This window comes from Pseudomonas mucoides (assembly GCF_015461845.1).
Lineage (GTDB): Bacteria > Pseudomonadota > Gammaproteobacteria > Pseudomonadales > Pseudomonadaceae > Aquipseudomonas > Aquipseudomonas mucoides.
The window spans coordinates 275,821-297,828 of record NZ_JACOPW010000002.1; the positions used below are offsets into that span (position 1 = coordinate 275,821).

Here is a 22,008-nt window from a genome sequence, read left to right on the forward strand (position 1 = left end):
AACGGTCGGTTACTCTTTGATTCAACGTAGATCAGTCATGGCTCCGGACAGGATGTCCGGTTCCACAGGTCAGTGAGGACCCCATGTACAGAATGAGTTCAGGCTATGCCAACGTGTTGGTCAATACGCTTTCGGCCGAAGGACTGGATGTTGCCAGCCTGTGTCGGGAAGCCGGACTGGACATGCAGATCGCGAACACGCCCGGGGCGCTTTGCGAGCGAAGGGTGATCTATCGGTTGTGGCAACTGGCCGCCCAGGCCAGCGGTGATCCGGACATCGGCTTGAAGGCCTACGGGCACTTTCATCCGGGCAGTTTTCAAATCGTCGGTTACACCATGATGTCGAGCCTCAACCTCAAACGGGCGCTGGAGCGCCTGGTGCGCTTCAGCCCATTGATCGGTAACGGGTTCAGTCTGTTTTTTGTTCCGGAGCAGCAGCATTACCGGCTCGCCTCGCTCGATCATCAACAGTCCGGTTCCATCAAGCCCCGTCAGTATGCCGATGCCGGGTTGGCTTCTTTGCTCGGCTTCTGCCGTTGGCTGGGCGGTGGCAAGTTACCGCAACCCTTGAGCGTCGAGTTCAGTTACCCCGAACCGAAAGACATTTCCGTGCATCAACGGCTTTTTGATTGCGACCTGACTTTTGGTTCGGCCTACGACAGCATTCTGTTTGACGGGCAGGAGCTGCTGCGACCATTGAGTATGGCCAATGAGGCCTTAGCGGTATTGCATGACAGTTTTGCCGAGACGCAATTGGATCTGCTGTTCGGCTTGTCCATTACCGGCAGGATTCGGGCGCTGATTACCGAGCGATTGAGCCATGGACAGGGGCAATGCGACATGGAATCGATCGCTGCCGCCTTGAACATCAGTAAGCGCACGCTGCAACGGGCCCTGGAAAAAGACGGGACGCAATTCAAGGACGTGCAGAACGCTGTGCGCCGGCAATTGGCCGATTTCTACCTGCGCCATTCTCACTTCAACATGAAGCATGTCGCGTACCTCCTTGGTTTTCATGACCACAGCAGCTTCAACAAAGCGTGCAGCCGATGGTTTGGCATGACCCCGGGCCAGTATCGGGCTGACGAGTCGTTCGAGATGGAAGAAGCCGCGCCCGTCTGACGCGCTTCTCGCCAACCACTCAGCGTTATGTCACCGGCGGTTTCTTCGCGCCTTTTTTGCCCTTGGCAGGGGGGCGTACCGGATTCTTGACCTTGGCGACGGGCGTCGGTTGTGGGGGCTCCGCGGCGAGTATCTGCACGATCGGCTCAGGCGTCATGACCGGGACCGGTGCTGCGATGACATCGTCTTCAGCGGCTGGCTGGGTCAGGATGAAACCAGGCAGCGGGACGTCGAGCAGTGCGTGCAGTTCACACCATAACGCGTTATGGGTGCCGCTGATCAACAGTTCCGGCAACAAATTGGCGACGGCCGCCAGCACTTGTTGGCGTTCCTCAACCTCGACAAGCATCAAGGACAGGCTGTTAAGGCTTTCTTGCGGGTGAGTGGCGACCAGCAGTTTTTGTAGGCGCAACGTTTCGCGCAGGTCCAACGGCTGGGCACTGTAGTCCTGGAGCAATACCTGTAATTGCTGGATCAACCGTTCGACGATTTCCTTGCCAGGCTCGTCGCTGTCGCGGTCCAGCAGAAACAGGATCCGTACCAAGGCTTCCATCAGACCGCCCAGGGGCAGCGCGTCCTGAAGACGATCGATCAAGACCTTGTCGTGCTGCTCGGCGTGCGCCTGCAGATCTCGCCCAGGCGCATTGCCGGCGAGGCTATTGAGTACGCCATATACGCCATAGAAACACATTTCCTGTGCTGCATCACGCAGGTCTCGATAGCCGTTCAAGGCGTCCTGCACCTGGTTGGAAAACAGTTCCTGCCAGACCAGCAACGGGTTGTTCTGGCTGGCGGGGTGACGATCCTTGTTCACTTGAGCAGCACTGCCTGCCAGCCACCACAGCGCCGGGTTCAAACTGCTCCAGGCCACTTGCTGCTGATGGAAAGGGTGGGTCCGGCGCAGCATTTCGGCGCTCGGTTCGTTGATCAGCTGGCGCAACCACGGGCGTATGAATTCGTCGTACACGCCATTGTTGATTGTGGACGCGCGCTGGACCAGCGCAAATTCCCGATCGTCATCACGGGGCGGCTGCACCTGGCCATGGATGTCGGCGATCCGCCGGCGTTCGAAACGCACGGCATACGGCGTCGCCGAATTCTCCGGCAGGTCTTCGATCAGCATCTCATACAGCCCGGCCGACAGCGCATTGATCGCATCGACCGCACCGAGCAATTCACGGTGTTCACGCCGCGCCACTTCACCGGACACGAAGATGCCCAGGTGACCGATGCTCGCGTGTCGCAGGTACACGATGGTGCGCCCGGCATTTTGCAACGCGAGATCGCTGGGATAGACGTCGGTGATCCAGTCCAGTGCCTGCTGCGGGGAGGTGATGTTGTCGCCATACGAACAGAACACCACCACCGGCGCTTCGATCAGCTTGAGGTCAAGCCCGGTGCTCTTGCGACCGAGGCCACCAGACAGCCGATTGCCGATGAACAGGTCGTCGACAATCATCTCGATCTCTTCGCCATTGAGCAGGGTCGGGCTGCCCCACCAGCGTTCGAAATCCAGAAAGCGTGCGGCCTCGCTGTCGACTTCACTGAACAGGTGGTAGTACTTGCCCCAATACGTATTGGCCGGGTCCAGGCTTTCGAAGTTGCTGACCAGCCAGGTACCGTCGAAACGGCCATTACCGAGGTCGCTACCGAGGCGTGCCATCCAGCCACCGCCTAGCAAACCACCGGTGTAGCGCATCGGATTGCGGCCATTGACACCGGCCCAATACGATAACGGCGCACCATTGACGATGATCAACCCCGGCAGCTCCGGTCGGGTAGCCGCCAGCCCCATCAATGCCCAACCGGCCTGGCAATTGCCAATCAGCACGGGGTTGGCGCTGTCCGGATGGCGGGCGCTGACGACCTCGATGAACTTCGCTTGGGCGTCTGTGATATCGGCAAGGGTTTGCCCTGGGCGAGGCGAGTGACTGAAGGAGATGAAGTAGGTGGGGTGGCCGGCTCTCAGGCTCTCGCCGATGACCGAATCCTGTTTGAAACCGCCGATGCCCGAGCCGTGACCGCCGCGAGGGTCAATGATGATCACGGGCTGTTTCTTACTGTCGATCGGTTGCCCTGGGCCGCCGAGGATTTGCAACAACGAATAGTTGACTGGACGGGGCAGGGCTTCCCCGGCGACCAGCGTTTCATGATTGAACTTGAGCAGCAGCGGATACCCGGCGCGTTCGTGGGCCAGGGTGTTGTCGCCGCGCTGACGCAAGGTATCCCAGAACAGCACGCTGCGTTGACCAAGGTCCGTGAAGTATTCCTGCCAGTCAGCAGGCGTTGGCTGCCGGAGTTGCCCAAGGCTTAAAGGCGCGAAGGTTTTTGCCTGGCGCTTCTGTACGGCGTCGAGGACGTTGCGGGTATTAAGGCGTTGCAGATGATTGAGGTGTTCGAACAAGCCAGCGGGTTCGGAGAATTTTTCATCTTGCAGCGCAATATTTAATTCCTGACCCATCGTAATCTCCTGACGCGGTGCATGGGGGCCGGCCCGTCTGAACCCTTTGGTTAAAGAGCGCTAGCCTGGCCGTTCGATGAGCAGGAGTCTACAGCGTATAAGGAGGGCTTTAGCAAAGTATATTTTGCACTGCACAAAATAGGCGTTGCCAAATGGTTTTGTGCACTGCAATATCAAGGCTAGCGCGATGACTGGCCGGATCGCTATCGCGTCCTCAGGCCCATCAGGGCCTTCCAGTACCAGGAGATTCAAGCATGTCTTTTTTCAATACGGAAAAACTGCAAACCGCTCAGAAAGCCAACCTCGATCTTTTGCAGCAAATCAGCGGCAAAGTCTTCGCCAGCGTTGAACAGCTCAGCCAGTTGCAGTTCAAGGCACTGCGCGACTCCACCGAAGAGCACTTCGAAGGCGTTCGCAAGCTGCTGGCCGTCCGTGATCCACAAGGTTTCGCCGATCTGCAGGCTTCTTTCACCCAGCCGAGCGCGCAGGCCGAACGTCTGGCCGAGTTCAATCGTCAGGTTCAAGCACTGATCGTCGGTACTCAGTCGGACATCGCCAAATTGACTTCGAGTCAGGTCGAAGCGGGCACCCAACAGGTGCAAGAGTTCGTTGAAACCATCGGCAAGAATGCACCGGCCGGCTCCGAACCCGTTGTGGCAGCGTTCAAGTCGAGCCTGGCGAATGCCGGTACCGTGTTCGAAAGCGCACAGAAAGCCGTAAAACAGGCTGCCGATGTGGCTCAGAGCAATTTCGACGCAGCGACTGCCGCGGCCACCAAAGCGGCCCCGGAAGCAAGCGCCAAGGCTACCAGCGGTAACAAGTAAGTCACGTCAAGCAAGCGGCGCCAATGGCGATGGGTTTATTCCCCATCGCCATTTTTTTTCGGCCCGTTATCGGTGCCGGGCTTACCGCCGAACATGCCAAACAGGTTCTGGGTATTGAGGTACAACGCCTTGGACTGGTCGACATACTGGCGCATCAGGTCCTGCATCACCGGGGCCTGTTGATGCATGAAGTCGCTCCAGGCTTCGGACGACTGCGCGCCGGTCTGGGACTGAACGTCGATTACGGTCTGAATGCTCTTGTCCAGGTAACTGCCGAGTACACCCTGGTAAGGGCCGTAGAACTGGATAATCCCCATCAGCATTTCGGTAGTGAAGATCGGCTCACCGCCGCTTTCAGCTTCCAGAATCACTTGCAGCAGGATGCTGCGCGTCAAGTCCTCGCCGCTCTTGGCATCGACCACCTGAAAGGCAATTTTGTCGACCACCAATTGCCGTATGTCCGCCAGTGTTAAATGACTGCTGGTGTGGGTGTCATACAGTCGGCGATTGGGGTACTTCTTGATCAGGCGGGGGGAGGTATCAGTCATGCGGGGCGTCTCGCGGCGGGCCTGGTTTGTAGGCATCTTAACCTACATTGGTGGTCTTCAGGCCGCCATCGCGGGCAAGCCCGCTCCCACAGTATTCTCTGTTGTTCACAAATTCTGCATTCAAAGAAGAACCCTGTGGGAGCGGGCTTGCCCGCGATGAGGCCCTCCAGCACATCGAAGATTCCCAAGTCGTAAAAAGGGGAGCCCGCCGGTAGCGTACCCCCCCTCAGAGAAATTGAATCGGCTTACCAGATCGGCAAGGTGTAGCTGACGATCAGGCGGTTTTCATCCAGATCGTTGCCAAAGTTGGTCGAGCGAACCGTCGCATTACGCCATTTCACGCCGACATTCTTCAGCGGCCCGCTCTGCACGACATAACCGATGTCGGTATCCCGTTCCCATTCCTTGCCTTCCGGACGGTTGCCACCCAGATCGATATTATCGCCGGTGAGGTAGCGGGTCATGAAGGTCAGGCCCGGAACGCCGATGGCTGCAAAGTTGTAGTCGTAGCGCGCCTGCCAGGACTTTTCGTCCTTGCTGGCGAAGTCGCCGATTTGCACGAAGTTCACCAGGAAGGCGTCGGTGCCGTTGATGTAGGCGTAGCCGGTGTCGCCGCTCATGCCTTGATAGCCCAGGCCCAACGCATGCCCGCCAAGGTTGTAGGTGAACATCGCGCCAATGGCATTGTTATCGACATTGCTGCCACCATCGTCCGTGGAGCGGGCGAAGCGCAGATCCGTCTTCAGCGACTGGCCGGTTGTGACCGGCAACACGTAGGTCAGGTTGACCAGGTGCTGGCTGTAGAAGTTGTCGAGGTGACCGTAGCTGTAGCCGGTGGCGAGGTTGCTGGTCCATTTGTAGTTCAGGCTGGCGAAATCGAAGCTGTCGCTATCGACATGACGTGTGGTGATGCCCTTGGCGCCAGTGCGGGTGATGCCCATGTCCTCGTAGTTCGAGGAGTCGCGCTGATTGACCTGCGTCAGTCGCCCGGCATCCACGGTCAAGCCTTCGAGTTCCAGCGAGGTCAACTGACCGCCCTTGAAGGTTTGTGGCAACAGCCGTGAATCGTTGGCCAGTACCGTTGGCAGTTTCGGCAGCAACGTGCCGAGTTTCAGCGTACTTTTTGAGGCGCGCACTTTGGCGGTCAGTCCCAGTTCGCCATACTCGTCCTGCGCACCTTGGCTCGTGTCGCGGTGGCGTTTCAACAGGCCAGAGCCTGCCCGATCAGGGCTGGAATCGAGCTTGACGCCGACCAGTCCGATCGCATCGAATCCCACGCCAATCAACCCTTCGGTGAATCCCGATTCATAGCGCAGCAGGAAACCCTGTGCCCATTCCTCCTGTTTGGATTGCGCAGCGTTGTCCTGGCGATAGTCACGGTTGAAATAGAAGTTGCGCAGCTCAAGGCTGGCCTTGCTGTCTTTGACAAAGTCAGCAGCGGCGGGGGCCGAGAGGCTGATGACGCCGCCGGATAGCAACAGTCGGGTAGCGAGGATGCGGGTGTTGCGGTCCATGGTGAAGCCCCTTTATTTTTATTATGGAAAGACAGGTCCCGCGGCCCTCGCCAGGTGGGCGAGGGCTTATCAATAAAAAACGCGAACGCCAAAAGAGAGGAGCGTGGCGCCGCGTGCGGTTCAATCGTTAGAACTGTTCGGCGCAAAGGCCAAACAAGGAGGCACTGCCCGCGCGGATGGATTGCTCCAGACTCAAAATGCGTGGCAGCAGGCGATGGATATAGAAGTCGGCGGTGGCGATTTTCGCGCCATAAAACCCTTCGTCTTCGGGCAGCTTTTGCTTGGCAACCTGTGCCATGCGCGCCCAAAGCCAGGCGTAGGCGACGTAACCGAACAGGTGCAAATACTCCACCGAAGCGGCGCCGACTTCGTTGCGGTTGGTCGCGGCCTGATCCTGTAGCCAGTCGCTCAGGTCTTCCAGACGCTGCACGGCATCGAGCAGTTGAGCGCAGTAGGGCGCATCAGGCTGATCGGCGAAATGACGAATCTCGCTGGTGAACTGGCGCAGCGCGAAGCCTTTGTCGGCGAGCACTTTGCGTCCGAGCAGGTCCAGGGCCTGAATGCCGTTGGTGCCTTCGTAGATCTGCGCGATGCGCACGTCACGGACCAATTGTTCCTGGCCCCATTCGCGGATGTAGCCATGGCCGCCGAACACTTGCTGGCCGTTAATGCAGCTTTCGAGGCCGGTGTCGGTGAAGAACGCCTTGGCCACCGGAGTGAGCAGCGCAACCAGGGTTTGCGCGCTGTCGCGTTCCTTGGCGTCATCGGAAAACTTCGCCAGGTCCAGTTGCTGCCCGACATAGCTGGCAAACGCACGGCCACCTTCAGTCATGGCTTTCATGCTCAGCAGCATGCGGCGCACGTCGGGGTGAACGATGATCGGGTCGGCCACTTTGTCCGCAGCAATGGCACCCGTCGGCGCGCGGCTCTGCACACGTTCGCGTGCATAGGTGACAGCGCTCTGATAGGACGCTTCGGCGCAGCCAATGCCTTGAATGCCGATGGACAAGCGCTCGTAGTTCATCATGGTGAACATCGCCGCCAGGCCTTTGTTGGGCTCGCCGACCAACCAACCGCTGGCGCCGTCGAAGTTCATCACGCAGGTGGCCGAAGCCTTGATACCCATCTTGTGTTCGATCGAACCGCAACTTACGGCGTTGGCATCGCCGAGGGAACCGTCGGCATTGACCAGCACTTTGGGCACGACGAACAGCGAGATGCCTTTCGGCCCCGCCGGTGCGTCCGGCAATTTGGCCAGCACCAGATGGACAATGTTTTCGGTCAGGTCCTGATCGCCACCGGTGATAAAGATCTTGCTGCCGGTGATGCTGAAGCTGCCGTCGGCCTGAGGTTCGGCGCGGGTGCGGATGATCCCCAGATCGGTGCCGGCGTGGGCTTCGGTCAGGCACATGGAACCGGCCCAGCGGCCTTCGTACATCGGCGGCAGGTAGAGCTTTTTCAAGGTGTCGCTGGCGTGGGCATCCAGCGCCAGGCAGGCACCGGAACTCAACGCTGAATAGAGTGCAAAGCTTGAGTTGGCGCCATAGAGCATTTCTTCGAACTGCACGGCGAGCATCTTCGGCATGCCCATGCCGCCGAAATCGGCGCTACCGGAAAGACCCACCCAGCCGCCTTCGATGTAGGTGGCATAAGCCTGTTTGAAACCGATTGGCGTGCTGACCTGGCCATCGACCCACTGGGCGCCTTCCTCGTCGCCGCTGCGATTCAATGGCGCAATCAGGTGCGAGGTGACTTTGGCCGCCTCCTCAAGAATCGCGTCAGCGGTGGCGGCGTCGACGCTGTCAGCCAGGGCTGGCAGGCGTGCCCACAGTGCCGGGGCGTCGAATACTTCATGCAAGACAAAGCGCATGTCGCGCAGCGGGGCGTTGAATTCGGGCATAGCGTGAACCTCAAAAGGTTGTGCGATAGGCACGGCGCCGCTAGAGCAGGCCGTGCCCTTTCTATCAATGAGCGGAAGCGCTGGCGGCACCGAGGCCGGTCTGGGCGCGAACGAATTGGTCGGCGTAAGCGTCGCGTTCCTTGTCGGCGCGCACGCTGCGGTCGAGTTTCGACACCACGACGATCACGAAGAACGCCAGCGGCATGGAGAACAGCGCCGGGTGGTCGTACGGGAAGATCGCGTGAGCATGGCCGAGCACGGTGACCCAGACGGCTGGCGACAGGATCACCAACACCAGCGCACAGATCAGGCCGGCGAAACCGCCGGTGATTGCGCCTTTGGTGGTCAGGCCTTTCCAGTACATGGCCATGATCAGCACCGGGAAGTTGGTCGACGCAGCGATGCCGAAGGTCAGGCCCACCAGGAACGCGACGTTCATCTTCTCGAACAGAATGCCCAGCAGAATCGCGATGATGCCCAGGCCGACAGTGGCCATGCGGGTCACGCGCATTTCCTGTTTCTGGCTGGCTTTGCCTTTCTTGAACACCGTGGCATAGAGATCGTGGGAAATCGCCGAAGCACCGGCCAGGGCCAGACCTGAGACCACCGCCAGAATAGTGGCGAAGGCCACGGCCGAGAGGAAACCGAAGAACAGGTTGCCGCCCACGGCTTTGGCCAGGTGCATGGCGACCATGTTGCCGCCGCCAATCAAGGCGCCGCCGACTTCACCATTGACGTAGTACTGCGGGTCGGTGCCGATGATGACCATCGCGGCAAAACCCAGGGTGCAGACAACAAGGAAGAAGAAGCCGATGAAACCGGTGGCGTAGAACACCGACTTACGCGCTTCCTTGGCGTTAGGCACGGTGAAGAAACGCATCAGGATGTGCGGCAGACCGGCAATCCCGAACACCAGGCCCAGTGACATCGACGCGGTGTTGATCGGGTCGGCGAGCATCGAGCCAGGGCCCATGATGTTCCAGCCGCTGGCGTGGGCTTCGACGGCTTTGGTGGCCAGGGTTTCGTAGCTGAAGCCGAATTGCGACATGGCCATGAACGCCAGGGTCGTGCCGCCGGCAAGCAGCAACACTGCCTTGATGATCTGCACCCAGGTGGTGGCGATCATGCCGCCGAAAATCACGTACACCAGCATCAACGCGCCGACGATCACCACGGCAACCGGGTAGTCGAGGCCGAACAGCAATTTGATCAACTGACCGGCACCGACCATCTGCACAATCAGGTAGCAGCACACCACCGTCAACGAACCAAACGCGGCGAAGATCCGCACTTTGTTCTGGTCCAGTCGATAGGACACGATGTCGGCAAAGGTGTAGCGCCCCAGATTGCGCAAGCGCTCGGCCATCAGGAAGGTGATGATCGGCCAGCCGACGAAGAAACCGATGGTATAGATGAAGCCGTCGTAGCCCTTGGCGAACACCAGGCTGGACAGCCCCAGCAGCGTGGCGGCGGACATGTAGTCGCCGGCAATCGCCAGACCGTTCTGGAACCCGGTAATGCCACCGCCTGCGGTGTAGAAGTCAGAGGTGGATTTGGTTTGTCGCGCGGCCCACCAGGTGATGGCCAGCGTGCCCAGCACGAAGACGAAGAACATGCCGATCGCATGCAGGTTGAGGGGTTGTTTTTCCACCGCACCCAGCGCGGGTGCAGCCAGCACGACGGAGGCCGGCAATAGCCCGGCAGCGGCAAGGAGAAGTTTACGCAGAAGAGTCATTACTTGCTCTCCTCGAGAATGGCGGCACCCAGTGCATCGAAACGCGTGTTGGCGCTGTAGACGTACCAACCGGTCAGTAGCCAGGAAAAAATGATGATCGCCGCGCCAACCGGCATGCCCAGGGTCAACATCCGATGCTCGGCGAGCGGCGCATGCAGCCACTGCGGGGCAAACGCCACCACCAGCATGAACGCGTAGTAAGTGCCCAGCACCGCAGCACTCAGCGACCAGGCCAGGCGCGAACGGCTGCTCACCAATTGAAGGAATTTCGGATTGGACCGAATGCGTTCGCAGCGTTGGGTATCGGTTGAATGGATGTCGATCATGGGTGGCTCCACCTTGTTATTGTTATCGATGCTTTTGGCATTTAAGGGCAGGGCAGCGCCGAATCCGGCCCGCACGAGCCCGAAGCGGCCGGTAAATACACCGGCCGCTTGACGGGTACAACGTCGATTCGGTTAGAGCGCCTTGGCCCTGTCGCGCAGCACGTACTTCTGGATCTTGCCGGTTGAAGTCTTCGGCAGCAGGGTGAAAACCACCGTGCGCGGCACTTTGAAACCGGCCAGATGCTCGCGGCAGAAACTGATGATGTCGGCCTCGCGAACGTCCTGGTGATCAGCCTTCAACGTGATAAAGGCGCAGGGCGTTTCGCCCCACTTCTCATCGGGACGGGCGACAACGGCCGCTTCCATGACGGCTGGATGGCGATAAAGCACACCTTCCAGTTCGATGGTGGAAATGTTCTCGCCGCCGGAAATGATGATGTCCTTGAGTCGGTCCTTGATCTCGACATACCCGTTCGGATGACACACCGCCAGGTCGCCGGTGTGGAACCAGCCGCCTTCGAACGCTTCGGCCGTGGCGGTCGGGTTCTTCAGGTAACCCTTCATCACGGTGTTGCCGCGCATGAAGATCTCACCGATGGTCTGGCCATCTCGCGGGGTCGGCTCCAGCGTCTTCGAGTCGCCGACCATCACGCCTTCGAGCGTCGGGTAGCGCACGCCCTGACGGGATTTGATTTGCGCCCGTTCGTCCAGCGGCAACTCATCCCATTCGGCATGCCAGGCGCAGAGCGTCACCGGACCATAGGTTTCGGTCAGGCCATACACGTGGGTGACCTTGATGCCCATTTCTTCCACGGCACCGATTACTTTGGCCGGTGGCGCGGCACCGGCGACCATCGCGTTGACCGGGTGATCAATCGCGGCTTTAGCCGACTCCGGCATGTTGACCAGGGCGTTGAGCACGATCGGCGCAGCGCACAGATGGGTGACCTGATGCTCGCGGATCAGCGTGAGGATTTTCTGTGGATCAACACGGCGCAGGAACACATGCACACCGGCCATGGCGGTAATAATCCACGGGTAGCACCAACCGTTGCAATGGAACATCGGCAGGGTCCAGAGGTACACAGGATGGTTGCCCATGGCCCAGGTCATCTGGTTGCCCAACGAGTTCAGATAAGCACCGCGATGGTGGTAAACCACGCCTTTGGGGTTACCGGTGGTGCCTGAGGTGTAGTTCAGCGAGATGGCTTGCCATTCGTTCGCCGGCCACTGCCAGGCAAAGGCTGGATCGCCTTCGGCCAACAGCGCTTCATAATCCAGATCGCTGACCGGCTTGCCTTCGCCGTATTCCGGATCATTGACGTCGATGACCAGCGGCGGGTGATCCAGCATCCCAATCGCCGCGTGAATCACATCATGGAACTCGCGGTCGGTAATCAGCACCTTGGCTTCGCCATGCTGCAGCATGAAGGCGATGGCTTCGGCATCCAGACGCACGTTGAGCGGGTTGAGCACCGCGCCAATCATCGGCACGCCGAAGTGCACTTCAAGCATCTCGGGAATGTTGGGCAGCATCACCGCCACCGTGTCGTTCTTGCCGATGCCGCGACCAGCCAATGCCGAGGCCAGGCGGCGGCAGCGGGTGTAGGTCTGCGCCCAGGTGCGGCGGATAGAGCCATGGATGACGGCGGGGTAGTCCGGATAAACGCTGGCGGTGCGCTCGATGAAGCTGAGCGGAGACAAGGCAATATGGTTGACAGCCGCAGGGCCTAGCCCTTGTTCATAGATCGACATGTGCGGGTACTCGGTGGCTGATTGTTAGCTCTATAGATGACCTTGCAGCGTCGCCGCTGAGGGCATCTTTTATGTCCGATCTGCTTTATATAACATTCAGCTACAGATATGGAAGTACAACCTACGTCATATAGGATATGTACTATATTTGATTCCAGCCGTTCTAAATCAATACAGTCTTACCGCCAAGGCCGGTATATCCTTGGCTTCCCCAACGAAGCGGACCTGTGATGACCCTGACTCCCGTTCGATTGCACAGCTGGTTGCGCCTGCAGCGCGAGGGTGTGTCTCTGGCCGCCCGGGCTGATGCGTTGTGCCGTGCCTTGCAGGAATGTCCCGAGGTGCGCCGCGCGGTTTATTTGAGTTGGCAACCCAATGCCCGGATTTACAGCCATGAGGGTGCTGCCCAGCACTTTCCACCGGGGCTGGGCGACCCTTCGCTGGCCAGCGATCAGTTGTTGTTTGATCGGCTGGTCGAAGCGGGGCGACTCGATCTGGCGCAAGTGCGGCAACTCGATTGCTGGTTGTCCGGTCGATTGCGTCGGGCCGCAATCAGCCATGGCCAGGTGTTTGATCTGGCCTTGCAATCGGGACTGCCGGGGTTGTTGCTGGTGGAGGTGTGCGACGGCGTGAGCCTTGGTTGGCTGGGTTGGGTCCAGGATTTGCTGACGACCTTGCTGAGTAGCGTCAACGGTATGCTGCGCGGCTCGCCGCTGTTGGGTCACGATCCGCAACCGAGTCTGTTGCTCGACGCGCAGGGCCGGCCGCTGGAGTTCAACGGAGCGCTACTGGCACTGCTCGCCGAAAAACCGCTGACTGATGTGCTGGGCTTTTTGCCGGTCAATCACCGCGTGCTGGTGCGCGCCTGCCTGGACCAGAAGCGTGCCATCGAAGGGGTTGAGGCGCAGTTCGAAACACAGATTCTGATCTGGACGTTTATCCCCGATCCTCAGGACAACCGCGTGCTCGCCCGTTGCCGCGACGCCACCCTTCAGGTGTTGGCCGAACGTGAAGCGGCCACGGCACGCCGGCTGTACCGGTTGATCATCGAGAACACCACCGACCTGATTTCCCGGCACACTCCAGACGGGCGCTTTCTGGATGCTTCGCCCGCGTCCTGGACCTTGCTCGGCTACTGGCCGGAAGAGTTGCGCGGGCAAATGGCCCAAGGCCTGTTCCATGGTCAGGACCTGGCCAGCCTGGTGCAGCGCGCACGGGATGCCCTGGAGCAGGACGGTTATCACACGATGACCTATCGCATTCGCCATCGAGACGGGCATTACCTGTGGTTCGAAACCGCGAGCCGGGCGATTCGTGAAACCTACACCGGTGCGGTGGTCGAAGTGGTCAGCGTGTCTCGGGACATTACGGCGCGGGTGCAGGCGGAAGAGAACAAGCGACGCCTGGCCGAAGTCGTCGAGGCCAACATCGACCCGGTGTTGTTCATCGCCCCTGAAGGGCAAGTGACCTACCTTAACCCGGCGGCGCGCCGCATCCTCGGAATCGAGGAGCAACAGGCGATGCCAGCGCTTGCCGAACTGTTCGCGAGCGCGGACCTGATACGTCTGCAGCGTGATGGCTGGAGCAGCGCCGAACGTGATGGAGTCTGGAGCACCGATGCACGCTTGCAACCCCTCGGTGGCGGCATGTCCGTGCCAGTGTCGCTGGTGCTGTTGGCGCACCGATCTGCAGGCGGTGAGCGCTACTACTCGTTGGTGGCGCGGGACATGACCGAACGCGAATTGCGTGAGGTGCAACAGCGCCGTCATCAAGACGAACTGGCGCACACCGCACGTTTGGTAACGCTGGGTGAACTGGCCTCGGGCATTGCCCACGAAATCAACCAGCCATTGGCCGCGGTGGTCAATTATGCGAATGCCAGCCAGCGCTATTTACAGACTCTGGATTCCAATCCTCAGGCCGCCGAACGAGTGGCACAGGGGCTGCAGCGCATAACCCAGCATGCCACCCATGCCTCGCAAGTGATCAGCCGTCTACGGGCGTTTCTGCGCAAGGGCCAACGCCGCATGCAAGCCTTGAATTTCACCGACGTCGCCCGCGAGGCCGTGCGTTTGTGTGCTTGGGAGGCGAGCAATTGCCAAGTGACAATCGAGGATTGTCTGCCGGATAATCTGCCGCCCGTTTATGCCGACCGGGTGTTGCTGGAGCAGGTGCTGCTCAATCTGTTGCGCAATGCCATTGACGCCAACCGCGAACAACATCCGGGGCAACCGTCACTGATTGTGATGGCCGCGGGGCAGGGTGCTAGTGCAACCGTGGAAATCAGTGTGCAAGACCAGGGGCCGGGTGTCAGCGAGCCGGAGCTGGAGCAGATATTTACCCCGTTCTATACCAGCAAGGCTGATGGCCTGGGGCTTGGTTTGTCCATGAGCCGCAGCATCATCGAAGGTTTCGGTGGCGAATTGCAGGCCCTGCGCCAACCGGTCGGGCTGCTGATGTGCTGCCGTCTGCCGCTGGCCGGCCCAACAAAACAACAACAGGAATAACGTAATGGCAGGTGTGACGGAGCACGTGGTGTATGTGGTCGACGATGACCAGGGCATGCTTGATTCAACCGTCTGGTTGTTGGAATCGGTCGGGCTCAAGGCCTTGCCGTTTACCAGTGGTGTGGCGTTTCTCAATGCTTGTGATGCCACGCTCGATGCCTGCGTGCTGCTCGATGTTCGCATGCCCGGCATGGGCGGGCTGAACGTGCAGGAGGAAATGCGCGCGCGTGAACTGAATCTGCCGATCATCTTTGTCAGCGGGCACGCTGATGTGCCGATCGTGGTTCGCGCTTTCAAGGCCGGCGCCCATGACTTCATCGAGAAACCCTACAACGAGCAGTTGCTGCTGGACAGCGTGCAACAGGCGCTCAGCAACTGCGCGGCCAACCGCTCCGGCAGCCAGGAGCACGATGCGTTGCAGGCGCGGTTGCTGACGCTGACCCCACGTGAGCGCGATGTCTTGCTGCCGCTGGTACAGGGTTACACCACCCGGGAAATAGCGGAGCAACTGGGCGTCAGCGCAAAAACCGTCGACCTGTACCGCTCGCGTGTGATGAAACGTATGCAAGCCACTACCTTGCCGGACCTGGTGGGCATGGCGATCGCGGCGCAGATGGTCGACCCGCTGAAACTGCGTTGAAGTTTCGCGTTTCGTACTTCCGCCAACTTCCCGATCAAAAAGGCCCGAAGTTCAACGGGTACTGGATCACCACATACACCCGGTCGATGTCATCGCCTGCCTGCGCCGCGTTGGCACGGTGTGACACATGGGACAGTTGCAGCGACAAATCCTTGGCCGCTCCTGATTGCACGATGTAACGCAAATCGATGTCGCGCTCCCAATGCCGTCCGCCGTCGCCTTGTTGCGGTACGAAGGTGCCGGTCGCCTCATCGAAGGGGTTGTAGGCGCCACCCTGGGGCGCATGGGTTCCGTCGATCTGCGTGCCTTTGACGTAACGCGTCATGAAGGCCAGGCCGGGGACGCCGAAGGTGCTCAGGTCGAGGTCGTAGCGCACTTGCCAGGATTGTTCGTGGGCGCCGTTGAAGTCGGCGTACTTGATCGAGTTGGCCAGGTAGATGGAGTCGCCACCGACGAAATCGAAGGGGGTGTCACCGTTGACTTTCTGATAGGCCAGGGTGAAGCCGTGGGCATTGACCGTGTATTTGCCGGACAGGCTGAACGCAGTGTTGTCGATGGCGCCGGCCAATGCCTCACCCGTGTCCCGCGTATGGTAGAGATTGGCGTCGACGAAGACACCGGGCTGCTTGAGGTGAAGATTGCCGTAGTACTGGTGCCAGGTGTCGGTCAGCGTTGACGCATAGAGCGCGCCGCCGACTGGGCTTTGGGTGAACAGGTCGGCGCCGACAAACGAAATGCCGCCAGCGTCGGTGTTGGCCCCGTAACCGGAAAAATTGCCCTTGCTCGATGAACTGTCCTGATTCTTGAACGCCGTGAAGTGACCGGCCTGCACATTCATGCCATCGATTTCGCGGCTGTTGAGCAGGAAACCGGTGGCGTATTCCGGTTGCAGGCGTTTGTCGGCGGTATCGAACACCGGTGTTTCAACCATCATTTCGCCGTACGCCACGGTGGTTTTAGACGCCTTGATTTTCAGCGCGCCGCCAGCGCTGGAATAGGTGTTCTCACTGCGGCCGTCACTGTCCACCGGCAGCAATCCGGTGCCGGAACGACCCTTGCCACTGTCGAGCTTCACGCCCAAAAAGGCGTGGCTATCGAGGCCAAATCCGAGGATGCCGGGGGTAAATCCAGACTCGAAAGCGCCAATGAAGCCTTGCGCCCATTCCGCCTTGTAGCTTTTGCCGGACGCTGAAGGGGACCGGTAATCACTGTTGAGGTAGAAGTTGCGGCTGAGCACATTCAGCGTCGCACCGTCGAGGAACCCTTGCCCGGTTTGCATCGCTTCATCCGCGTGCGCCGTTGCGGTCGTGCTGGCGACTATCACCGATAACCAGAAAGGCAGACCGGATTTGCGCTTGGAAAACGTCATCGATCAATCACCACCGGGCAGCGACTCCGCGATTACGGAGTCGCTGGTTGTTGCTTAATGGGCTTCCGAGGCACCGAACATGCTCTTGGCATAGATCAGGCCCAGACCGTAGGCACCGCCGTTGGCGATCGAGGTTTTGACGGTTTCGTCATAGGTTTCGCTGCGCGCCCAGTCACGCTGCAGTTCCAGCAGGTATTGCAGGGACGTCATCGGGCGAGCGCCGATCTGGATCATGCGCTGCATAGCCATTTCGTGGGCTTCGGTGGTGACGTCGCCACAGGCGTCGGCGATTACGTACACCTCGAAACCCTGGTCGATGGCCGACAGCGCCGGGCCGACAATACACACCGAGGTCCAGAGACCGGCCAAGACGATTTTCTGCTTGCCGAACTTGTTGACTTCAACGGCAATGCGCTCGTCTTCCCAGGTGTTCATGCTGGTGCGGTCGATCACGTTGTGATCCGGGAACACCGATTTGATTTCATCAAAAATCGGCCCGGAAAAGCTCTTCTCGGCCACAGTGGTAAGGAGGGTCGAGACCTTGAACCCACGAGCCGCCTTGGCCACGAGCGCGGCGTTGTTGCGCAAGGTCACGGCGTCGATTGACTTGGTCGCAAAGGACATCTGCGATTGGTGGTCAATCATGATCAGGGTGTGGTCGGAGGGGGTCAGCAGGGTTTTGCCGGGAACTGCTTTCGCAATGGCCATGATGAGGTCCTTACGGGGTGAGTGAGGGGGCCATGGTTGCGTGGTTTGAGCAGCGGATATTGAGTCCATGTGCTGTTTTTGCGGTTTTTTTCGCAGCGCAGCGATACAGAGCACATTGTGGATGTCGCACGGTGAAATCAGCGTCTATGCTGCCCTAACCGTTCCCCAACTGTTCTTTGCAGCTATCAGCAAGGAGGCATCCATGGTGCCCTTACCACTGTCCGAAAAATCGCTGACCCGCAGCATGCTCGATGTCCTGATTCGTGCCGGGTTGATTGTCGTTTTGGTACTGTTCTGCTTCGAGATTTTCCGTCCGTTTCGCGACCTGATGCTGTGGTCGGTCATCCTCGCAATCACCCTCTATCCGTTGCAACTGCGACTCATGGGCTCGATGGGGCGTAGCGAGGGGCGTGCTGCAACCGTAATTGTGGTGATTTCCATCGCGATTCTGGTGGTGCCGGTCTATCTGTTGGGGACCTCGATTGCGGAGTCGGTGGCCAAGGTCGTCGACCTGGTGAAGGAGGGCAGTTTCCATATCCCGCCGCCACCGGATACGGTCGCAACCTGGCCGCTGGTGGGTAAATCGATCTCGGCGATATGGCTGCAGGCCTCAACCGATCTGCCCGACCTGATGGTGAAATACCTGCCGCAAATAAAAGGCGTCACGCTGGGCGTGTTGGCCAAAATCGCGGGCGTCGGGGCAGGTTTGCTGATGTTCATTGTTGCCTTGATCATCGCCGGTATTTTCATGGCCCATGGCGAAGCCGGCGGCCGTTGTGCGGTGGATATCGCGTCACGCATCAGCGGTCCGGACAAGGGGGCGCAGATCGCCGAGCTCTGCACGGCGACCATCCGTGCCGTTGCGCTCGGTGTGGTCGGTATCGCGTTTATCCAGATGATGCTGGTGGGGATCGGCTTTGTGCTCAAAGGCATCCCCGGTGCCGGTCTGCTGGCCATCGGCGTATTGCTGCTGGGCATCATGCAGTTGCCGGCCACGCTCATTACGCTGCCAGTGATCGCCTATGTCATGGCCACCGAAGGGCCCAACACGAGGACCATTATCTTCTCGGTCTTTGTGTTCGTTGCGGGCCTGGTGGACAACGTCCTCAAACCACTGTTGCTGGGGCGCGGTGTGGATGTGCCGATGCCGGTCGTGTTGATTGGCGCGTTGGGCGGCATGGTCACCAGCGGCATCCTCGGGCTGTTCATCGGGCCGGTGGTGCTGGCGGTGGGTTACCAATTATTCTGGCAGTGGGTTAAGGATCGACCGGAGGGTGTCTGACGTCCTCAGGTCATGAGGAGGTGTGTTGAAACCATTCCAGCCCGGACCCGGTGCGTCAACGTGGAACATGTTGCGCCAGGCGTGCCTGCAACGCCGGGATGCCGTGCCGCCGACCTTGACGGAACTGGCGGTCGTCCCCGGCATTCCCGAGGCGCGTTACTGGCTGGACCGGGACCTCGCGCCGCTGATTCGGGATGTGCACCAGTCCAACCTGCGTGAGGCCGAAGCGCTGGCCAGGGCAGGGGAGCCGAATGACACCTTGCCACTGGCCAACATGCTGGCGATTTCCGGTGGTGGTGATGCCGGCACCTTTGCGGCGGGGATTATCGCGGGATGGACGTTGCATGGTTCGCGTCCACCTTTCAAAGTCGTCACGGGCATCAGCGCCGGGGCCCTGGTGGCCCCGTTCGCGTACCTGGGGCCTCAGTACGACGACATCATCCTGCGCATGTGCAGTGCCATCGGCCCCAAAGACGTCTTCCATTCACGCAGTGTGCTGACCCGGCTTGCCAGCGACGGCATTGCGGACAGCAAGCCATTGGCGCGGCTCGTCGCGCAGTGCATTTCTGCGGACATACTGGCGGCGATTGCCGCGCAATACGCCAACGGACGCTTGCTGATGATCGGCACCACCGACCTCGATGCGGGGCGGCCCGTGACCTGGAACATGGGCGCCATTGCTGCCAGCGGCGCACCAGGAGCGCTCGACTTGTTCCGGCGGATCCTGATCGCGTCGATGAGTATTCCCGGCGCCGTTTCTCCAGTCATGATCGACGTGGAAGTGAACGGCCAACCGTTTCAGGAGATGCACGTCGACGGCGGCGTCATTACACAGGTCTTCCTTTATCCGCCAGGCACCGTCATGGCACTGAACAGCGTGACCGGCGCGCGTTTGCGCCGTGATCGGCATTTTTATGTGATTCGTAACGGCAAGATGGAACCGCAGTGGTCGGGGACCAAACGCCGCACGTTGAGCATTGGTGGTCGCGCCATCAGCGCATTGATTCAGATGCAAGGTATCAGCGACCTGGAACGGATCTACCGAATCGCACAGCAGGACGGGGCGGATTTCAATCTGGCGTACATCGGGGCGGATTTTCTTCACCTGCGCAATCGCCAGTTCGATGGCGAGTACATGAAGCGGTTGTTTGATTACGCCTTTGAGCAGAGTGCGAAGGGGTATCCGTGGCATAAGTCGCCCAATGCCTGAGACACGTCGGGATTTTGGGTGGTCTGGGCTGGCCTCATCGCGAGCAAGCTCGCTCCCACAGGTGATCTTGGTCGCGCACAAAATCTGCGTCTGATGGAGATCTACTGTGGGAGCGAGCTTGCTCGCGATGGCGTCAGCCCAGGCATAGAAAAATTACGCTGGTTGCCCATATGAAATTAATCCTGTAGTTTTTCATGAAATTATAAAAACATAATTTCATGAGGCTTGTATGTTCCAACAGTCCACGCAGCATGTCGCCAGCTACTACGCCCACAGCTGCGCGGATCGCCTGACCACTCGGCCCGCACTCGCCGGTGAACACGACACCGGCATCCTGATCATCGGCGCCGGTTTCAGTGGCCTGCACACCGCGTTGCGCCTGGCGCTGGCCGGCAAACGCGTGACACTGCTGGAAGCCAGTCGCGTGGCGTGGGCCGCCTCGGGTCGAAACGGTGGACAGGCCATCCTCGGCTGGTCGTGTGACATGCCACCGCTGGAAGCCGCGCTGGGTTATGAGCGTGCACGGCGGTTGTGGGACGGCATGCGCTGGGCGGCGCAGGAACTGCGTGAATTGCCAGCTCGCCACGGCTTCGATTGTGATTATCGCGCCGGCCATGTGTGGACCTCCGTGTTGCCACGACGTGTCGGCCTGCTGACCGAGTGGCAGCGCGAGGCCAGTCACAAGTGGGGGCACCACGGTTTGCAGCTCATCAGCCGTGAACAGTTGCCGGAATGGATCGCCAGCGAGCGCTATCAGGCAGGGTTGTACGACCCAGAGGGCGCTCATTTGAACCCTCTGAAACTGGCCATCGGCCTGGCCGCCGCCATCGAACGCGCGGGTGGCCGTATCCATGAGCAAAGCAAAGCGTTGAGTTATCGCGAGGAGGGTGGCCGCTTCGTGGTGAACACTGAGCGCGGGGCGATTCGCGCCGACGTTCTGGTGCTGGCCTGCAACGCCTATCTCGATCGGCTCGACCCACAACTGGCCAGTTGCGTATTGCCTGTCGGGACGTATCAAGTGGCGACCGCGCCCCTGACGCCGGAGCAAGCCACTGCGCTGCTGCCGAGTAATGTCTGCGTCACCGACAACCAGTTTGTCCTCGACTATTTCCGTCGCACACCCGACAACCGCCTGCTGTTCGGCGGCGGCTGCACCTATCTGGGCGGCATGCCCAAGGACATCGCCGGTGCCACACGACCGTTCCTGGAACGGGTGTTCCCGCAGCTCAAAGGTGTGGAACTGGAGTTCGCCTGGGGCGGGCACATCGACCTGACGCTTAAACGAACGCCCGACGTTGGCCGCTCCGGTGATCGCTATTGGATGCAAGGTTATTCCGGGCATGGTGTGCTGCCGACACTGGCCGCGGCCCGTGCGGTGTCCGACGCCATTCTGGGCCAGGACGATGAATTGTCCTTGTATCAGGGCCTGGACAACGGCAGCTTTCCCGGCGGCAAATACCTCGCCGCGCCACTGGAAGCCATCGGCAAAGCCTGGTATCGACTGCGCGACAGTATCTGATGAGTCATCTAACGGAATTCCAGGCATGAACAAGCAAGAAGAAATCGCTGCGCTGGCGATCCTGATTCACGATTTGCGCAAGCACAAGAAATACACCTTGAAGGAACTGGCCGACAAAATCGGCCGCTCCGTCGGCTTTCTTTCGCAGGTCGAACGCGGCCTGTCACGGCCCACCGTGGCCGACTTGACGGCGATCAGCGAAACCCTGGGCGTACCGACCACGTACTTCTACAGCCTGCCAAAACCCAAGGAGTTGCCATGGGTCACACGGCCCGATGAACGCCGCACGCTGTACTACGCCAACGGCATTACCGACATTCTGGTTTCGCCAAAAATGCGCGCGTCATTTTCCATGCTCGAAAGTCATCTGGAAGCGGGTGCCAGCAGCGGCGACCGGCACATGAGTGACAGCTCGGAGCAGGGCGGCTATGTGCTCGAAGGCGAGTTGACGCTGTGGCTGGGCGACGACGAAGAACCTGTGACTTTGGTGGCTGGCGACAGTTTCCAGTTCGACAGCCATACCCGTTGCCGCTACGGCAACCTCACCGGACAACTCACGCGAGTGCTCTGGGTTTACACCTGATAACAA

Annotated in this window: 17 protein-coding genes; 8 read left to right on the forward strand and 9 right to left on the reverse strand. The window is 59.8% G+C overall.

All coding sequences use genetic code 11. From position 1 onward, the window contains the following. Positions 1-83: 83 nt before the first annotated feature. Positions 84-1,121, forward strand: a complete 1,038-nt coding sequence (locus H8F22_RS09850; RefSeq protein WP_059182963.1) for an AraC family transcriptional regulator — start codon at positions 84-86, stop codon at positions 1,119-1,121. Between the two features lie 25 nt (positions 1,122-1,146). On the opposite strand, the gene H8F22_RS09855 is transcribed toward H8F22_RS09850, so the two are convergent. After that, entirely contained in the window at positions 1,147-3,582 is a 2,436-nt protein-coding gene (locus H8F22_RS09855; protein WP_194940037.1) for a DUF3141 domain-containing protein, read from the reverse strand. Between the two features lie 254 nt (positions 3,583-3,836). On the opposite strand from H8F22_RS09855, the gene phaP reads away from it, so the two are divergent. After that, a complete protein-coding gene (gene phaP / locus H8F22_RS09860; RefSeq protein ID WP_027923184.1) occupies positions 3,837-4,406 on the forward strand; it encodes a TIGR01841 family phasin in 570 nt (189 codons plus the stop codon). 35 nt (positions 4,407-4,441) lie between these two features. Here the strand turns inward: phaP and phaR are convergent, their stop codons facing one another. The 6 genes from phaR to H8F22_RS09890 form a co-directional block, all read right to left on the reverse strand. Continuing rightward, positions 4,442-4,990 carry a polyhydroxyalkanoate synthesis repressor PhaR gene (gene phaR, locus H8F22_RS09865; RefSeq protein WP_155953719.1) on the reverse strand — a complete coding sequence of 183 codons (549 nt, stop codon included), beginning with the start codon at positions 4,988-4,990 and terminating at the stop codon, positions 4,442-4,444. Positions 4,991-5,199: 209 nt separating this feature from the next. Beyond that, positions 5,200-6,468, reverse strand: a complete 1,269-nt coding sequence (locus H8F22_RS09870; protein WP_059182961.1) for an OprD family porin — start codon at positions 6,466-6,468, stop codon at positions 5,200-5,202. A gap of 127 nt (positions 6,469-6,595) precedes the next feature. Further along, positions 6,596-8,368, reverse strand: a complete 1,773-nt coding sequence (locus H8F22_RS09875) for an acyl-CoA dehydrogenase C-terminal domain-containing protein (protein ID WP_027923181.1) — start codon at positions 8,366-8,368, stop codon at positions 6,596-6,598. Between the two features lie 64 nt (positions 8,369-8,432). Continuing rightward, entirely contained in the window at positions 8,433-10,103 is a 1,671-nt protein-coding gene (locus H8F22_RS09880) for a cation acetate symporter (protein WP_027923180.1), read from the reverse strand. Continuing rightward, positions 10,103-10,429, reverse strand: a complete 327-nt coding sequence (locus H8F22_RS09885) for a DUF485 domain-containing protein (RefSeq protein WP_008146418.1) — start codon at positions 10,427-10,429, stop codon at positions 10,103-10,105. The genes H8F22_RS09880 and H8F22_RS09885 overlap by 1 nt, the downstream gene beginning before the upstream one ends. Before the next feature lie 132 nt (positions 10,430-10,561). Further along, positions 10,562-12,184, reverse strand: a complete 1,623-nt coding sequence (locus H8F22_RS09890; protein ID WP_194940038.1) for an acyl-CoA synthetase — start codon at positions 12,182-12,184, stop codon at positions 10,562-10,564. Positions 12,185-12,414: 230 nt separating this feature from the next. Here H8F22_RS09890 and H8F22_RS09895 point away from each other — a divergent pair, with 230 nt between their 5' ends. Then, positions 12,415-14,691 carry a PAS domain-containing sensor histidine kinase gene (locus H8F22_RS09895; RefSeq protein ID WP_027923178.1) on the forward strand — a complete coding sequence of 759 codons (2,277 nt, stop codon included), beginning with the start codon at positions 12,415-12,417 and terminating at the stop codon, positions 14,689-14,691. A gap of 4 nt (positions 14,692-14,695) precedes the next feature. Continuing rightward, positions 14,696-15,331, forward strand: a complete 636-nt coding sequence (locus H8F22_RS09900) for a response regulator transcription factor (protein ID WP_194940039.1) — start codon at positions 14,696-14,698, stop codon at positions 15,329-15,331. Positions 15,332-15,365: 34 nt separating this feature from the next. On the opposite strand, the gene H8F22_RS09905 is transcribed toward H8F22_RS09900, so the two are convergent. Then, a complete protein-coding gene (locus tag H8F22_RS09905) occupies positions 15,366-16,700 on the reverse strand; it encodes an OprD family porin (RefSeq protein WP_194940040.1) in 1,335 nt (444 codons plus the stop codon). Between the two features lie 54 nt (positions 16,701-16,754). Beyond that, positions 16,755-17,408, reverse strand: a complete 654-nt coding sequence (locus H8F22_RS09910) for a hydrolase (RefSeq protein ID WP_027923175.1) — start codon at positions 17,406-17,408, stop codon at positions 16,755-16,757. Between the two features lie 202 nt (positions 17,409-17,610). Here H8F22_RS09910 and H8F22_RS09915 point away from each other — a divergent pair, with 202 nt between their 5' ends. The 4 genes from H8F22_RS09915 to H8F22_RS09930 all read left to right on the forward strand — a co-directional run bounded on the left by H8F22_RS09915 (position 17,611) and on the right by H8F22_RS09930 (position 22,002). Further along, positions 17,611-18,690 carry an AI-2E family transporter gene (locus H8F22_RS09915; RefSeq protein WP_027923174.1) on the forward strand — a complete coding sequence of 360 codons (1,080 nt, stop codon included), beginning with the start codon at positions 17,611-17,613 and terminating at the stop codon, positions 18,688-18,690. 25 nt (positions 18,691-18,715) lie between these two features. Next, the gene (locus tag H8F22_RS09920) at positions 18,716-19,900 is read left to right on the forward strand and encodes a patatin-like phospholipase family protein (protein ID WP_059183095.1); all 1,185 of its coding nucleotides are present in this window, start codon (positions 18,716-18,718) and stop codon (positions 19,898-19,900) included. 229 nt (positions 19,901-20,129) lie between these two features. After that, positions 20,130-21,419: an NAD(P)/FAD-dependent oxidoreductase gene (locus tag H8F22_RS09925; RefSeq protein ID WP_194940041.1), complete on the forward strand. Its 1,290-nt coding sequence runs from the start codon at positions 20,130-20,132 to the stop codon at positions 21,417-21,419. A gap of 25 nt (positions 21,420-21,444) precedes the next feature. After that, positions 21,445-22,002 carry a helix-turn-helix domain-containing protein gene (locus H8F22_RS09930; protein ID WP_027923171.1) on the forward strand — a complete coding sequence of 186 codons (558 nt, stop codon included), beginning with the start codon at positions 21,445-21,447 and terminating at the stop codon, positions 22,000-22,002. Positions 22,003-22,008 lie beyond the last annotated feature (6 nt).

What these genes read in the sequence shown, in the direction of transcription:
- H8F22_RS09900 (WP_194940039.1), top strand. Translation starts at nt 14,696, where the DNA reads ATGGCAGGTGTGACGGAGCACGTGGTGTATGTGGTCGACGATGACCAG.
- H8F22_RS09910 (WP_027923175.1), bottom strand. Translation starts at nt 17,408, where the DNA reads ATGGCCATTGCGAAAGCAGTTCCCGGCAAAACCCTGCTGACCCCCTCC.
- H8F22_RS09925 (WP_194940041.1), top strand. Translation starts at nt 20,130, where the DNA reads ATGTTCCAACAGTCCACGCAGCATGTCGCCAGCTACTACGCCCACAGC.
- H8F22_RS09890 (WP_194940038.1), bottom strand. Translation starts at nt 12,184, where the DNA reads ATGTCGATCTATGAACAAGGGCTAGGCCCTGCGGCTGTCAACCATATT.
- H8F22_RS09850 (WP_059182963.1), top strand. Translation starts at nt 84, where the DNA reads ATGTACAGAATGAGTTCAGGCTATGCCAACGTGTTGGTCAATACGCTT.
- phaP (WP_027923184.1), top strand. Translation starts at nt 3,837, where the DNA reads ATGTCTTTTTTCAATACGGAAAAACTGCAAACCGCTCAGAAAGCCAAC.
- phaR (WP_155953719.1), bottom strand. Translation starts at nt 4,990, where the DNA reads ATGCCTACAAACCAGGCCCGCCGCGAGACGCCCCGCATGACTGATACC.
- H8F22_RS09930 (WP_027923171.1), top strand. Translation starts at nt 21,445, where the DNA reads ATGAACAAGCAAGAAGAAATCGCTGCGCTGGCGATCCTGATTCACGAT.
- H8F22_RS09905 (WP_194940040.1), bottom strand. Translation starts at nt 16,700, where the DNA reads ATGACGTTTTCCAAGCGCAAATCCGGTCTGCCTTTCTGGTTATCGGTG.
- H8F22_RS09885 (WP_008146418.1), bottom strand. Translation starts at nt 10,429, where the DNA reads ATGATCGACATCCATTCAACCGATACCCAACGCTGCGAACGCATTCGG.
- H8F22_RS09875 (WP_027923181.1), bottom strand. Translation starts at nt 8,368, where the DNA reads ATGCCCGAATTCAACGCCCCGCTGCGCGACATGCGCTTTGTCTTGCAT.
- H8F22_RS09915 (WP_027923174.1), top strand. Translation starts at nt 17,611, where the DNA reads ATGGTGCCCTTACCACTGTCCGAAAAATCGCTGACCCGCAGCATGCTC.
- H8F22_RS09855 (WP_194940037.1), bottom strand. Translation starts at nt 3,582, where the DNA reads ATGGGTCAGGAATTAAATATTGCGCTGCAAGATGAAAAATTCTCCGAA.
- H8F22_RS09880 (WP_027923180.1), bottom strand. Translation starts at nt 10,103, where the DNA reads ATGACTCTTCTGCGTAAACTTCTCCTTGCCGCTGCCGGGCTATTGCCG.
- H8F22_RS09895 (WP_027923178.1), top strand. Translation starts at nt 12,415, where the DNA reads ATGACCCTGACTCCCGTTCGATTGCACAGCTGGTTGCGCCTGCAGCGC.
- H8F22_RS09870 (WP_059182961.1), bottom strand. Translation starts at nt 6,468, where the DNA reads ATGGACCGCAACACCCGCATCCTCGCTACCCGACTGTTGCTATCCGGC.